Genomic DNA, 14,616 nt, shown 5'->3' with positions numbered 1-14,616 from the left:
CAATTATGACAAGGTTGAAATATCTGTTTCTTTTCCTACTGTTTGGTTATGCCAACATCATCACATCGGCGTATGGATTAGAAGGAATAACAGATCCAGCACAAATCCCCGCCGAAAATTTTTTCAAAGAAAATACCGAATTTAGTTACCGTATATCTCCCGACGGAAAACAACTGGCGTTTATTCGAAAGTACACGCAAACCTACAATATAGTGATCACTGATCTGGATAAGTTTGTAGAAGTACACGAGTTCGCTGTTAGTAAAAACTCACCGGAACATTTAACCTGGATCAGCAATAGCAGACTAGTTTTTGGTTTGAGCGGTGTTATCTACTCTGTCAACCAGGACGGGGCAGACCTGCGCGTCTTACTCAGCAACATTTATGATGCAGATAAAGTAAAAGGCTACATTTCCTTTGTGGACAACCTACGCTATTGGTCACTATTAAAACGTCCCAGAGGCAATGAAGAAGATGTATTGTTTCTCTCCTATAACAGCGATGGCCATGCCAATGTGCATAAAATCAACATTTATACCGGCGAAAAAACCGACCTGTATGATGCTGAAGAACTAAAAGCTGACGGTCTTTACACTGATCGCGACGGAAAAGTTATCCTGATTGAAAAAATTAAAAAGGAACAGCATTCATTTTATCGTTTGGTCAATGACAAAGATGATCTGGAATTGGCGAGCCTCGATATCGCCAATCAACGCTACCAATTAAATTACGATGCTAAATCCTATTTGAACCGCTCTGTTGTAGTTCACGAGATAGGCTATGAAAAAGACACCATGTATCTCTCTGAGAAAACATCAGGAGACAGATATCAGCTGGTGAAATATAACTATGCAACCAATGCGCACGAAGTTATTGGCAGTGATCCTGTCTACGATGTAGGCAGCCCCGACGAAAGAGTATCACTTCACTATGACTACAAAAATAGAAAATTAGTAGGTTTTAGCTACAATGCTGACAAGCATAAAACAGTGTGGCTAGATGAACGGTTCAAAAAGTACCAGCAAACACTGGATAAAAAATACCCTGGGCAAATCAACATAATTTATGACTGGAACGAAAATGCAGACAAATTATTAGTCGTCAGTAGTGACTCCAAGACCAAAGGTAAAGTGATTGTTTTCGACGCCGCTAAAAACAAGGCGATAGTACAAACAGACTATTCCAATGTGTTAAGTCCCGACCACATGAAGGATACTTCAATCTATAAATACAAAACGCAGGATGGAACAGCTATTACGTCGTACCTGACACCTCCAGCCACAAGCAGCACTAAAAAGTGGCCATTGATAGTAATGCCGCATGGAGGCCCATTTGCACGTAGCCACTATGGGTATGATGGCCATATGCAATACTTTTCTACGCGCGGTTTTGCAGTATTGGAACCTAATTTTAGAGGTTCTACCGGCTATGGCGTACAGCATCTGATTGCAGGAAAACAACAAATAGCAGATCTAATGCTCGCGGATATCGCAGATGGTGTTCGAGCACTTATCAACGAAAATAAAGTTGATCCTTCACAGGTTTATATACTGGGCTTTAGTTACGGTGGTTATGCCGCAATCATGAGTGCAATTAAATACCCTGATTTATACAGTGCCGCAGTTTCGGCTGCAGCACCGCTGGATTTAAATAAACAGCTAAAACATTACAAAAAAGAAGAACACTGGTTTGCTTATGAATTCTGGCAGGATTTGATCGGTGTTAAACAGCAAGGCAAAAAATTTGTAGAGTCTATTTCGCCTTATCAACGCGTCGATGATATTAAAATTCCCCTGCTGGTATTTCACGGTGACCAAGACAGTATAATTCCGAAGGAACAAGCTGAAGACTTTAAAAAATTAGTTGAGAAGAAAAAGCTGAATATTCCCGTTAGAATTATCCAGTCAGAAGGACATGGATGGGATTTGGTAAGCAGCAACACTTATTTTGCTGAAAAAGCAGTGGAGTTATTCAAAGCCAATAAAAAATCAGCTCAATAACCCCCCCCCCCCCGCTTTACCGCATGAAGTACGGAGGAGTGGGGGCTACAAGCAAGCTAAAGTAACACGATTTAATCAATAACAATGATTGGCAGTACACCTGCAGCCAGGCGTTGTTTTTCGGCAGGTGCAATCACCTCAGCAATACCTTTCGCAATTAATTTGCCATCCTGGTTGTGCGCTTCGCATTCAAGTGTCACCAGCTTTATACGGTCTTTAATTTCACTAACAATCAAGGTGACGGTAACGGTATCGCCAATTTTTACCGGGTGTTTAAAATTGAGGCTTTGGCTGCGATAAACAGAACCAGGCCCCGGTAAGCAGGTGGCAATCGCCGCCGACACCAGTGCTCCCGTCCACATGCCATGGCCGATAGGTTCGCCGAAAGCGGTAGTTGCCGCGTATTCTTTATCGAGATGCACCGGATTTACATCGCCGGAACAGGCGGCAAACAGGATGATGTCCTGCTCCGTGAGAGTCTTGCTGTAATTTGCGCGCTGGCCGACAACAAGTTCATTGATTGGGTAATTTTCAAGCAAATTCATAGCCTTATCCTGGGTGAACTGTAAAAATGGCGTACAGTTTAATCCATATCAACTTTATTTCATCGCTATCCTAAGCGGCTGGGGGCTTTCGCGCTGTAAAAACCCCAAAGGGGTTGCTATGCTAGCCCCAACCAGAAAATAACAACCTAACTTTTTAGGGAACCAGTAGGAGCCAATATGTCCAAGTCACAGAAGCTGTTCGTTGTTGTCGACCCCAATGATACCCATCACATTGCCCTTGAACGCGCCATTATCGTTTCTTCCTTGATCCAGGGCCCAAAACCCAAGGTTCACGCTTTTGTTGCGGTTGATAGCGATGCAGTAGATACCCGCTCCGTTAACGATAATCTGTTCCGCGACCTCACCTGGTTTGAACAAAATATCAAAAGCCCGCTGGCCAATGCCGGTATTGAATACACGCTGGAAGTATCCTGGTCGAGCGAGTGGCAAAAATCGATTATGGAATCGGCCAAACGTTTTGATGCGGATTTAATTTATTTGCCCGTGCATGCAAAAACCAATACCAGCCGTTTCAGCTTCAGCGAATCCAAATGGGAATTGTTGAAAGGTGCTTACTGCCCGGTAGTGTTGATTCGTCCCAATGCAAAAGCACAGCGTAAAGTTATTATTGCCGCCGTAAACTTTCAGGCACAACGCGATGTACAGGTTGAACTCAATAAAAAAATTATTGAGCGCGCAAAATTTTATGCTGAAACCTACGGTGCGGATTTGCACGTAATCAACGGCTATCTCGACTCCATGAGCTATCCGGATCGCGGCCGCTTGGTAAACGAAACCGGTTTGCCTAACGATAAAATCCATGTCGACAATGGCTACACCTCTGATGTTGTTTCAGCATTGGCGGAAAAGATTAATGCCGATTTGATTATCATGGGTACACTTGGCCAAAACGGTATGACTAAAACCCGCCGCGGCAACACCGCTGAGCGTTTGATTGCTGCTGTCGATACCGACGTGATGGTTATCAATCATCACGAATAATTTTTTATTCGCGTAAGACAAAACCTTGGTTATCAACAATAACCGGGGTTTTGTTTTTTTACACGACGAGAATCTAATGAACTGATAGAGCGTGCGTCAATAAATAGTGCAACAATAAATAGTACAAAAAAACCGGCGAGAAAAACTCGCCGGATTTCTTTAGCATACTGAAGATGAGTGCTGTGGAAATTAACGCATCGAATCGCCAATCACTTTGATCAGCTCACCGCTGTTGGTATCTCCACTTAACTCCCAGAAGAAAGTACCACCCAAGCTTTGTTGGTGCACATAATCCATTTTACCAACCATGGTTTGCGGCGTGTCGTAGCTCCACCAGTTGCCACCGCAGAATGCGTAAGCGGTTCCACCAACAGTGCCTGTTGCAGGGCAAGTATTTTTCAACACTTTATAGTCTTCAATACCCGCTTCATAACTACCAGTTGCTGCACCAGTCGCGGCGCCACCGGGAGCTGCCTGGGTTACACCAGACCAACCACGACCGTAGAAACCAACACCTAACAAAATTTTGTTAGCGGGAATGCCTTTCGCTTTCAGCAACTGTACTGCCGCATCGGAATAAAATTCTGCAGTTGGAATACCAGAGTAACCGTAGAGTGCTGAATGCGGAGCAGTGGGCCCTTTAGCCGCAAATGCACCAAAGTAGTCGTAGGTCATTGGCATGATGAAGTCCAGATATTGGGCGGCGCCTGCATAATCAGCCGCATTGATTTTGGACGGGGCAGCACCAATCGCCGAGGTCACCAACGCACTGGCACCGAAGCGGGCACGCAACGCCTGGATCATATTTTTGTAAGCCGAGAAACCGCTGGTATCACAAGTCAGGCCGCAATCGTTTGGATATTCCCAATCGATATCGATACCGTCGAACACATCTGCCCAACGAGGATCTTCTACCAGGTTATAGCAAGAATTGGCAAACGCAGTCGGGTTAGCAGCAGCTTGACCGAAACCACCTGACCAGGTCCAACCACCGAATGACCAGATAACTTTGATATTCGGATAGGCCTTTTTCAATTTGCGCAATTGGTTGAAGCTACCGCGCAATGGTTGATCCCAGGTATCGGCAACACCATCAACACTTAGGTTGGCATCATAGGCGCGCTCGTAGTCGGCGTAGGCATCACCAATCACACACTGGCCACTTTGCACATTACCGAACGCGTAGAGGATATGCGTAAGCTGCGCTGCTGAACCACTGGTCGCAATATTTTTCACATGATAATTACGGGCATAAGTGCCCCACTGCGCGAAATAACCAACCACGCGTTTACCGCCAACGGATGCTACCGAGCTGGAGCTTTTGCTCGATGCGATTGAACTGGCAACTGAGCTGGCGATAGAGCTTGGTACCGAACTAGCGACAGAGCTTTTGCTTGAAGTGACGACCGAGCTGGCGACAGAATTTGCTACTGAAGATACCGAAGACGTACCGCAAGCACCCTTGTTAATCCACACACCATCGGAACCAGAATTGGTAACAGGATCTTGCCCCTGGGTCCACCATCTTGCTTCGTACAGTGAACCATTGCGGCTCGCTTTAATTCCACCGGTATAAATTGCTGCACTGGCCCAAGCGGCAACACCATTGCAGCCCGCTACTGAGGCAACAACTGAACTTTGAACCGCAGAGCTTTGCACCGAACTTTTTACTGAACTTGCCACCGAGGCAACGCTGGATGCAGTTGAAGAATTAGTAGATGTGCACGCACCCAGGCTTGACCACGCATTAGTCCATGCCCAACCCACACCCGGCTCATAAGGGCCACCGACAGTACACCAGCCGCCGACCGTACAGGAATAAGCATTACCGGCATTTTGTACCAAGGCACCCGTCGCATAGGTACCCTGCTTGTAATTGGCAACACCGGTGCAGTTATAGGCCTGCGCTTGTGATGCCAATAAGCCTGCCGCCGACAGCAGGCCGACAGTTGATAACAGTTTTAATACTTTGAAGGATTTCATCGAATTTTCCTCGGAATATTTTTTTGTTCTTCATCGCTCTCATGATCGCCGCAAAAAATCTGCGCGTGCCTGAGAGTCTCCCAGACTCGTTTACAAAGCCTTGCGGCCCATAACACCCCTCGCTCCATTTGTTATTTTTTTCCATCAGACAAGCTCCTTGCCAGACACGCATCCATATTTTTTCGGGTAATAGAAACCTTTAGGCAACAGAAGGCCCTGAGTTATCACCCAATAAAAATTCGTAAATTGAAGTTGGAAAATAAACGCACGCACCCTTGTATGAACAAGGTGGAATCAATGTCCCGATCGAGAAAAGTCCATGAAAACTACAATAATTTCCAGCGAGGGAAATCAGTCTTCACTGTCGCTCCTTGGCTTAGCACACTGCTTTTATTGTTGTAAAAATGTGTAAACTCAAAAGACAGGCTGAAATTACACCCAATGCGACAACGTTGTCAACGAATTATCAGAAAAATGTTTTTAGCGTCACATTTATTGGCTGGCAACGAAATATTGAAGTCAGGATAAAGCCCAAAACGCAGAGTGCTGCTTATGAAAATTTGTAGTGACTACGGGCAGTTGGCAGTGCTGTAACGTAAAAACAGCTATAAGAATCATCGCGGGATTAATGCGCAGCGGACAAAATTGCCCGCGGCAAAGGAATTGATTAACGGGATTTTTTTATCAGGTCGTAAGCCGCCTGTATTTCTTGGGAGCGCTCAGTGGCGGCTTTGATCATATCCTCCGGCATGCCCTGCCCGATTAGTTTATCGGGGTGATATTCGCTCATTAATTTTCGATAAGCTTTTTTGAGCTCTGCATCGGTCACCGTTTTTTCTACCCCCAGGGCTTCATATGCCAAGGCCAATTCATCTGCGCGAGGCGCCTGTTGTGCACTGCGCTGATAAGAACCCCGGGAGTTCGCCTGCTCTTGTCTAAACGCATTTTGCGCATTGAGCATGCGCAGCAATTGTTCAAAAGCGAAGCGGGAAAATCCGAGGCGCTCGGCAACCTGACGCAATACCTGCGCCTCTTCTTCATCCAGTACACCGTCGGCCATCGCCAAATTGACGAGATTGACCAACAGCATATTGATCAAATTGGGGCTCGCTCCGCAGTGTTGTTTAAACTCACCCATTACTGCATCGAGGTTAAAATCATCTGCCGCACCCAACTTGAATAACCGAATAGCTTCGCGGCGATGCTCGGGGGTTAAACCCATTTTACTCATCAAGGATTCGGTGAGTTGAATCTCGGTCTCACTCACGCGTCCGTCTGCTTTGGCCAAATGTCCGAGCAGTAAAAAAACGGTGGTAAAAAAATTAGCCTGCACTGCATGCAGTTGTTCATTCGACATTTTGGGTGCATAGCGTCTTTTACGATCAATCAAAAAGTGCCCCAAGAGTGCACCAACAATCGCACCAAAAGGACCACCTACAACTAACCCTGCAATAAAACCCAGCAGCTTCCCAATCATAATTTTCTCTTAATTTTTCAATAAATGCGGACATCTTCCGCACACCAATAAATGGAATGCCGAGCCAAACATCAATTTATCTTACGAACTACATGACAACATTGAACAACCCGCTTTGCGTCGCGCCCACTCGGGGCGCCTGGCAAAATAAGCTTCATACTCCGGTTGTTCATCATAAGGGTTGCGCAGTATTTGTAACAACTTTTCAACTTCAGAATTATCACCCTCAACCGCTTTATCAATCGCCTGTTGCGCCAAATAATTGCGCAACACATATTTGGGATTGACTGCATTCATTCGCTGACGACGCTGCAGATCATCATTGCCATTGACGACATAATCCTGTCGCAAGCGCTGTGCATAGCTGCGCAACCAATTAGCCATGATATTTTCTGCATTGGCATCCGGGGCTTGGTAATAGGCTGGCCGCACAATATCAACCCACTGCTGATCTGTGTATTGATGAATGTCATCGAGTGATACGCGCGCAAGCAGACGATAAAAAATCGTCATATCGATTTCAGCGGATTGTAATGCGTGTAATAAATTCTCTGTGAGTGGCTGATCTTGCACTGCGTTAAATTGGCTTAAACCCAATTTATTGGTCATATCGCGCTGCGCACAGCGCTCATATTCAGCGCGGTAATTTTCCAGCGCTTGCTGTAATGGTTCAACTGCATTAATAAGCGGATAAAGCGCGTTACCCAATTGCGCCAGATTCCAGAGCGCGATACGCGGTTGATTGATGTATCTATAACGGCGACCTTGGGCATCGGTGGTATTGGGGGTCCAATCCGGTTCATAACCTTCCAACCAACCGTAGGGACCATAGTCAATAGTTAACCCGAGAATAGACATATTGTCAGTATTCATAACACCATGCACAAAACCCACGCGCATCCAGTGCGCCATTAATTGCGCGGTGCTGATGCAGATTTCATTGAACCATTGCAGATAAGTATCAACAGTCATTTCCACCGTTGCATTTACCAACAAATGGGAGAAGTCAGTGCGGATAGTGAAATCGGCGAGTTGTTTTAGCAAATCAATTTCACCGCGTGCGGAAAAAATTTCAAAATTACCAAAGCGGGTAAAATTCGGGGCAACACGGCATACCACCGCACCGGGTTCCAATTGTGGATTGCCATCGTAAAACATATCGCGCCGCACCCATTCGCCAGTAGTGATCAGGCTTAGCGCACGTGTTGTAGGAACCCCCAAATGAAACATGGCTTCACTGCATAAAAACTCGCGCACCGATGAACGCAAAACGGCAAGGCCATCGGCCGTACGTGAATAAGGGGTCGGCCCCGCACCTTTTAATTGCAGCGTCCAATGTTCACTTTTTTGATTGCGCACTTCACCGAGATTAATTGCTCGACCATCACCTAATTGCCCCGCCCAATTGCCAAATTGATGACCACCATAACAGCAGGCATGCGGTTCCATTCCGGCAAGCAATTGGTTGCCGCCAAATATCTGTGCAAATTCTGGTTGGGTGAAAATCAATTCAGGCAAATCCAAGAGCGCGGCCACTTCTTTTGCACCGGCAACCAGTTGAGGATTTTTTACAGCCGTAGGACTTACGCGCGAATAAATCGCCCCGGTAACCTGCCGACGATAATTTTCCATTTCAGGGTCAGCAGGCAATTCGCGTACGAGGCGATTATCAAATTGGAGTTGGTTGAGCTGTGTGATCATGGCTACTGAGCGAAAAGTCGCTTATCTCTAATGGGGGATTAATACCCCCAAGATAAGCTTAAGCACGAGGGGAAGTGAAGAACTATTTTATACCGAGCAACTCAATTTTGTAGCCATCAGGATCTTCAACAAAGGCAAGGATAGTAGCGCCGTGCATCATAGGGCCTGGCTCTCGCACAATTTTCCCGCCTGCAGCACGAATGTTATCGCAAGTTGCATAAACATCATCGCACCCCAGCGCTATGTGTCCATAGCCCTTGCCTAAATCGTAGTGATCAACACCGTAGTTGTAGGTTAACTCGATGACAGTGTTGCTCGCCTCATCGCCATAGCCGATAAACGCCAACGTAAATTTTCCCTCGGGATAATCGTGCTGACGCAATAATTTCATTCCCAATACCTGGGTATAAAAATCAATGGACTTTTGCAAATTGCCGACACGCAGCATAGTGTGAAGAATACGCATAATAACTTAGTTAAACCTTAAAAATACCCATGACTAAAATCTTGATTGGGCACCTACCGTCAATTGGTATTTGCCCACGCCCGGTTCATTTCTGGCGGAAGTAGGCGTAGCTATGTCAATGTGCACTACATTGCCGATGCGCACTTTACTTGAACTCAGACGCAAGCCGAAACCGACATTACTCAACAGCGGGCTATAACCATATTGCTCTACCCCCCAGGCTTTACCCATATCGAAAAATACGACCGCTCCGACACGTAATAGATTAAAAATATGCATGTCAGTAAAATAGCGCCGCTCGACGGTGAACACATAGCGCTCATCGCCACGCTGGTAATCCGTGGGGTAGCCGCGCAGGCCAGTGATATCGCCCACAGTTAACTCTTCATACTGCGCCAGGTCTTGTCCCACTTCATAAAGCAAGCCCATATACCAACGTCGTTTTTCATCCTGAAAATAATTGTAAGTCAGATTAATGCCTGCCACGGTGCTATCCATACCGTTGAGTTTTGAGTGATGGCGTCCATCTAACTCAAATGTCGTTTCAAAAATATGTTGGCTATCGAAATCAACGATATTGGTATAGTTGCCGATGTAGCGAACTACGTCATCAGGGTTATCAAATTGGGTACCGGCATATCCCAAACGAAAACTCAAATTCTGGCCGAGTGCGATATCTTCCGGGCGCTGGATTTGATTGACGTTTTTAAATACACCGTAACGATTTTCAAGATACTGATATTCAATCCAGGGATAGACGGCTTTACGCTCACCGGGAATTGACTGCAAAGTATCGTCTGTTGCAAAAAAATTATCTTCCTCATTGGAAATACCTACCAACCAACGCTGTGTATGAGTCGGTGTTACGTCTGTCGCCAAACCAAAATAAATGCGGTTGTGCATGGTTTGGTGGCGGAATTCGTTAATCTGTTCATCCATATGGCGGATGGGTTCTTCAAGCGTTACGTCTTGCGTATAAAACCCGGCAGCCCAAGGTGTTTCCAACGAATAAAAGGGATGGGAAACATCAAAAATAGTATCGCGCCCATCACTGGTGTCGGCGTAATAAATTCGTGTGGCTATTTGTGAATTAAAAATGTGCGGGTTACTAAAATCGTAACTGATTAAATTGCGCTGGGTGTTTTCTTCATAACCAATGGTCAAACTATTGCCAGTGCCAAATATATTACCGTCGGCAATTGCAAACCCGGATTTAGTACCTTCAGATTCTTTGCTAAGTGATAATTGTGGCTCAAGTGCCCATGCATCCTGCGTTACCACCATTATGTCTACCTGATCGGCACAGACGATGACTGGGACTATGTAAGCGTTAGTAAGATAAGGGCGCTTACGCAAAATACGTTCACTCTCCTGAATTTTTTTAACATTCAGAGCCTCACCTTCTTCAAACAATAATTGCGCACGAACCACCTTGGGGCGGGTGTTGATGTGCAATTTATTCAGGGATAAATACAGCCAGTTATTTTCATCAGGATCATTCTCGTCGAACACCGAGAGCGTATTGAACTGGATACTGCGGATGTGTTTGCCTTCAAGACCGTCAAACAATTTGGAATCAATACGAGTGTCTTTGGCATCAGCCACTTTCTCACGCGAGACATAAAAATTTTCGCAGCTGGGATCAGTATCGACAGCCAGTTCAGTTTGGGCATGCGCACCCACTGACAGAACCCCAAAAACAACCGTCAATAAAAAATGTGAAGCGCAGAAGAACCCGATACGCGGGGTTTTGATCATAGTGATATCTCAAACGCTCGCTAGAGAACAGACGATAAAACTGTTGGTAAACACTTGGACAAAAAAGTATCACTTCAGTTTCAAGCTTAGCAGGCGCGCACCTTAGCATGGTGAAATTCGTTCGCCTAGCACAACACTGTTAAGAGTTTTTACCAGTGCTATTCATGCGCTGCATCTGAGGATGTTACGGAATGGTGGTGATGGGTGTCTGTCTGTTCCCGCACAGATTCTGGTTCTGCCGGTTGTTGTAGCGTGGTGGAGTGATGCATATTGGCGTGATTCATTCCAGTGTGATCCATCGCCGAATGGTCCACCCCCTCCTTCATCGATTGATGCTGGTCATGCTGGTGTTGATGGCTGCCGTGGCCACCGCCCCAAATAGTCCACAATCCAAACACAATAACCACCAGCGCAAAGCTCCAGCGGATTTGGCGACGTTGCAACAAGCGCCCCAACTGTTGCGCAACAAACCCAGTAGCCAGTACGGCAGGTAAAGTGCCCAAACCGAACGCGAGCATGATCAGGCCGCCTCCAATTGCATCTCCTTGCGCCATGGCATAAGCCAGCGCGGAATAGACCAACCCGCAGGGCAGCCAGCCCCAGATTCCTCCCAATGCAAGCGCTTTGGAGGTGTTATCAACCGGCATTAATGCTTTCCCCAAAGGCTGCAAATAAGCCCACAGATAGCGGCCGCCGGCCTCCAGATAGGTCAATCCACGCCACCAGTTGGCAAGGTACAGACCCATGGCGATCAACAGCAAACCAGCCAGCCAACGCAGCCACACTGCCCCACCCGATTCAGTAATCTGCTGCGCAAAGATACCAACTATCGCACCCATCAATGCGTAGCTGAAAACCCGCCCGAGGTTATAGCTGAGCATAATCGTCCAGCGACGCGCCTTGGCATTGGCCGGTATCGCCATGCTCAGCGCGCCCATAATGCCGCCGCACATACCCACGCAATGGGCGCTACTAAAGAGGCCGAGCAGAAATGCGGCAGTAAGGGCAGACCATTCAATTATCATGCGTGAGGATTCTTATCGTCGGACGTGTCTGCAGCAGCCTGGGACTGGGCTTTTTTGGATTTATCCGCATCAAACAAAATGCGATGCGCCTCAGTATCGAGATTGTCGTATTGGCCATTGTTGATCGCCCAAAACAGCACCTTGATTGCCAGACCAATAAAGACCAGTGCACAGGGGACTAGAAAATACAGACTTTCCATTTACAGCTCACGATGTTGAAACTACTTGGTTAAACGCAGTGCGTTAAAAATCACGATTAGCGAGCTGGCGGTCATACCCAGCGCCGCCAGCCAAGGGGGAATCATACCAGCCGCCGCCAGCGGCAAGGCGAGCAAATTGTAAACCAACGAAAAACGCAGGTTTTGGGTGATGATACCTTTGGTACGCCGGGCGATTTCCAGTGCATCTGCTATCACCTCAAGGCGGTCATTTAGCAGCACCGAATCGGCCCGGGTTTGCGCCAAATCGGAGGCCGAAGCCATAGCGACAGAAACGTCCGCACCTGCGAGCACTGGCACATCGTTAATGCCATCACCAATCATCAGCACTTTATCACCGACCGCCTGGCGCTGGCTCAGATGCGATAATTTGTCGCCCGGTTTTGCACCGGCGACATACTCACCTATACCTAAATGCTGCGCGAGTTGTGCGACGGCGCCGGATTGATCGCCACTCAATAGCTCGACGGCAATGCCGCAGGCTTTAAGCCGCTGGATCAAGGCCGCCGCATCGGGGCGGACTTCATCAACCAGGGCAATCCAAGCGAGAGGTATTTGTTCATTGGCCAACAGCAGCCACGTGTGAAGAGCATCCGGTAATGGAAGTGATGCCTTATCCCTCATAAATTCAGCTGCAAACTCTGCCGTACCCAGACGGTACGTCTCACCTTCAATTCGCCCTTCTACGCCGGCGGCCGTGATTTGCTTGACGTCGTCCGCTTTGTATTTATCTTGCCAAGGACGGAAGGCAGCGGCTAATGGGTGGTTGGACCCCGCTTCAAGCGCAGCAGCCAACCCCAATACGCGCTCCCGTGAAAAATCGACTTCACTGAACAAGCTGACCTGTTCAACCGCAAACCGGCCTTTGGTCAAGGTACCGGTTTTATCGAAAATCACCCGATTGATGCCGTTCAACGCCTCGATCACATGGCCGCGCGCCACCAGAAATCCGCGCTTGCGCAAGTTGGCAGTTGCGGCCGATAAAGCCGCGGGCATCGCCAAGGCCAGAGCGCAGGGACAAGTCACCACTAATACCGAGAGCGTGACCCAAAGCGCCTGCTCGGGGCGATACCAAAGCCAAAAAGCAAACACGGCGCTGCATACCACCAATAAGCGGGCGATAAAAAAACGCGCGATACGGTCGGCCGCCAGTACCTGCTGTGGCTTTTCGTCTGCCGCTTGGGTTGCTAAGCGCTCGATGGCCGAGAGTTGGGTCGCGGCGCCCAGAGCAGTCACTTCTACTTTTAATGGGCTGTGATTATTGAGCGTACCCGCGATCACCAGATCCCCCGGTTTTTTGCTTACAGGGTGGGATTCACCGGTCAACAACGCCTCCACTACAGCGCTTTCACCAGCCAACACACGGCCATCACAAGGAAAGGTTTCACCCGCTTTAACCAGGATCAGGTCGCCCAGCTTGAGGGTTTTGATTGGCATCGACTGCTCAACTTCACAGCCGTTTTCAACGCGCAAACAGCAGGCGGTAAGCGGCATCAACTGCGCGAGATTGCCAAACGCAAGGCGGTTGCGGTGGCGCGCGCGCAGCTCCACATAGCGCCCCACCAACAGGAACAGCGTGAACATGGACACAGATTCAAAATAGACCTCGCCGGTGCCTGAGACTGTCGCCCAGACGCTGGCGCTATAGGCCAAGCCGATCGCCAATGCGACCGGCACATCCATTACCAGATGGCGCATTTGAACGCTGCGCCAGGCGGCTTGGAAAAATGGCCAGGCGGAAAAAAATACCACCGGTGTCGCCACCAACATTGACAGCCAGCGCAAAAAATCCAGCCAGAAATCCGTCGCGCCGGTGTACATCCCTACCGCCACCATCATCGCCTGCATGGTGCCAAAACCCGCAACGCCAATACGAAACAGGGCGATACGGTTTTCTTTTTTGATCAACTGCTGTTGCTGGTCATCGGTAGCAGGGCGCGGCAAATAGCCGATGGCGGCGAGGGATTTGAAAATAGCACTGAGTGGATACTGCGCATCCCACACAACTGCACAACGATGGGTGCTGAGGTTGACAGTAACCGATTGGATGGCCGGATTTTTCTTGAGATGGGTTTCGATCAACCAACTGCAGGCGGCGCAGCTAATTCCCTCCAGTAACAAATTGGCCTGTTTGAGTTTGTCGTCAAAGGGAATCACAAACTCGGCCTGTACTTCGGGCAGGTCGTAGATATCCCAGCGCTGCGACGCCGACAATTCGGGGCGGTCATTGCTCGCGGTGCGAAATTGGTAAAAGTTCTCAAGGCCACCATCAACAATTGCCATAGCCACCGCTTGGCAGCCAGGGCAGCACATAAGCTGTTCTGTATCCTGAATGATGACAGGGTAATAGCTGGCGGGGGGCACCGGCAGGCCGCAGTGATAACAGGCCTGCCCAGTGGTGATACTTGTGGGGGACGCTGGGGTCGCCATCAACTGCTCGA

General features: G+C 48.1%; 11 protein-coding genes. 2 read left to right on the top strand and 9 right to left on the bottom strand.

Annotated features, from left to right (window positions below):
- The first annotated feature begins 5 nt into the window (after positions 1 to 5).
- Complete coding sequence (locus tag J2X05_RS13830; protein ID WP_310073407.1) at positions 6 to 2,000, top strand: S9 family peptidase; 1,995 nt, start codon at positions 6 to 8, stop codon at positions 1,998 to 2,000.
- 71 nt (positions 2,001 to 2,071) lie between these two features.
- On the opposite strand, the gene J2X05_RS13825 is transcribed toward J2X05_RS13830, so the two are convergent.
- Positions 2,072 to 2,545, bottom strand: a complete 474-nt coding sequence (locus J2X05_RS13825) for a MaoC/PaaZ C-terminal domain-containing protein (protein WP_310073406.1) — start codon at positions 2,543 to 2,545, stop codon at positions 2,072 to 2,074.
- A gap of 177 nt (positions 2,546 to 2,722) precedes the next feature.
- On the opposite strand from J2X05_RS13825, the gene J2X05_RS13820 reads away from it, so the two are divergent.
- Positions 2,723 to 3,547: a universal stress protein gene (locus J2X05_RS13820; protein WP_310073405.1), complete on the top strand. Its 825-nt coding sequence runs from the start codon at positions 2,723 to 2,725 to the stop codon at positions 3,545 to 3,547.
- Positions 3,548 to 3,736: 189 nt separating this feature from the next.
- Here the strand turns inward: J2X05_RS13820 and J2X05_RS13815 are convergent, their stop codons facing one another.
- From J2X05_RS13815 to J2X05_RS13780, 8 genes are all read right to left on the bottom strand, one after another.
- The gene (locus J2X05_RS13815; RefSeq protein WP_310073403.1) at positions 3,737 to 5,530 is read right to left on the bottom strand and encodes a glycosyl hydrolase family 18 protein; all 1,794 of its coding nucleotides are present in this window, start codon (positions 5,528 to 5,530) and stop codon (positions 3,737 to 3,739) included.
- A gap of 667 nt (positions 5,531 to 6,197) precedes the next feature.
- Positions 6,198 to 7,007: a co-chaperone DjlA gene (djlA, locus tag J2X05_RS13810; protein ID WP_310073401.1), complete on the bottom strand. Its 810-nt coding sequence runs from the start codon at positions 7,005 to 7,007 to the stop codon at positions 6,198 to 6,200.
- A gap of 81 nt (positions 7,008 to 7,088) precedes the next feature.
- Positions 7,089 to 8,708 (bottom strand): protein adenylyltransferase SelO, encoded by a 1,620-nt coding sequence (locus J2X05_RS13805; protein ID WP_310073399.1) that lies wholly within the window; start codon positions 8,706 to 8,708, stop codon positions 7,089 to 7,091.
- Positions 8,709 to 8,790: 82 nt separating this feature from the next.
- Positions 8,791 to 9,174, bottom strand: coding sequence for a lactoylglutathione lyase (gloA, locus tag J2X05_RS13800; RefSeq protein ID WP_310073397.1), 384 nt, complete (start codon positions 9,172 to 9,174; stop codon positions 8,791 to 8,793).
- Positions 9,175 to 9,207: 33 nt separating this feature from the next.
- Positions 9,208 to 10,932 (bottom strand): BamA/TamA family outer membrane protein, encoded by a 1,725-nt coding sequence (locus J2X05_RS13795; RefSeq protein WP_310073396.1) that lies wholly within the window; start codon positions 10,930 to 10,932, stop codon positions 9,208 to 9,210.
- A gap of 158 nt (positions 10,933 to 11,090) precedes the next feature.
- The gene (locus J2X05_RS13790) at positions 11,091 to 11,957 is read right to left on the bottom strand and encodes a sulfite exporter TauE/SafE family protein (protein ID WP_310073394.1); all 867 of its coding nucleotides are present in this window, start codon (positions 11,955 to 11,957) and stop codon (positions 11,091 to 11,093) included.
- Positions 11,954 to 12,157 carry a cbb3-type cytochrome oxidase assembly protein CcoS gene (gene ccoS, locus J2X05_RS13785; protein WP_310073392.1) on the bottom strand — a complete coding sequence of 68 codons (204 nt, stop codon included), beginning with the start codon at positions 12,155 to 12,157 and terminating at the stop codon, positions 11,954 to 11,956. The genes J2X05_RS13790 and ccoS overlap by 4 nt, the downstream gene beginning before the upstream one ends.
- A 21-nt stretch (positions 12,158 to 12,178) precedes the next feature.
- Positions 12,179 to 14,605, bottom strand: a complete 2,427-nt coding sequence (locus J2X05_RS13780; RefSeq protein WP_310073391.1) for a heavy metal translocating P-type ATPase — start codon at positions 14,603 to 14,605, stop codon at positions 12,179 to 12,181.
- Positions 14,606 to 14,616: the final 11 nt, after the last annotated feature.

It is taken from the genome of Cellvibrio fibrivorans (assembly GCF_031457055.1).
Classification (GTDB): domain Bacteria; phylum Pseudomonadota; class Gammaproteobacteria; order Pseudomonadales; family Cellvibrionaceae; genus Cellvibrio; species Cellvibrio fibrivorans.
This window is presented reverse-complemented; position numbering and strand designations above follow the sequence as displayed.

Bases quoted from the DNA above. Each gene is read 5' to 3' on its own strand.
- J2X05_RS13815 (WP_310073403.1), bottom strand. From the start codon at position 5,530: ATGAAATCCTTCAAAGTATTAAAACTGTTATCAACTGTCGGCCTGCTG.
- djlA (WP_310073401.1), bottom strand. From the start codon at position 7,007: ATGATTGGGAAGCTGCTGGGTTTTATTGCAGGGTTAGTTGTAGGTGGT.
- ccoS (WP_310073392.1), bottom strand. From the start codon at position 12,157: ATGGAAAGTCTGTATTTTCTAGTCCCCTGTGCACTGGTCTTTATTGGT.
- gloA (WP_310073397.1), bottom strand. From the start codon at position 9,174: ATGCGTATTCTTCACACTATGCTGCGTGTCGGCAATTTGCAAAAGTCC.
- J2X05_RS13820 (WP_310073405.1), top strand. From the start codon at position 2,723: ATGTCCAAGTCACAGAAGCTGTTCGTTGTTGTCGACCCCAATGATACC.
- J2X05_RS13780 (WP_310073391.1), bottom strand. From the start codon at position 14,605: ATGGCGACCCCAGCGTCCCCCACAAGTATCACCACTGGGCAGGCCTGT.
- J2X05_RS13830 (WP_310073407.1), top strand. From the start codon at position 6: ATGACAAGGTTGAAATATCTGTTTCTTTTCCTACTGTTTGGTTATGCC.
- J2X05_RS13790 (WP_310073394.1), bottom strand. From the start codon at position 11,957: ATGATAATTGAATGGTCTGCCCTTACTGCCGCATTTCTGCTCGGCCTC.
- J2X05_RS13805 (WP_310073399.1), bottom strand. From the start codon at position 8,708: ATGATCACACAGCTCAACCAACTCCAATTTGATAATCGCCTCGTACGC.
- J2X05_RS13795 (WP_310073396.1), bottom strand. From the start codon at position 10,932: ATGATCAAAACCCCGCGTATCGGGTTCTTCTGCGCTTCACATTTTTTA.
- J2X05_RS13825 (WP_310073406.1), bottom strand. From the start codon at position 2,545: ATGAATTTGCTTGAAAATTACCCAATCAATGAACTTGTTGTCGGCCAG.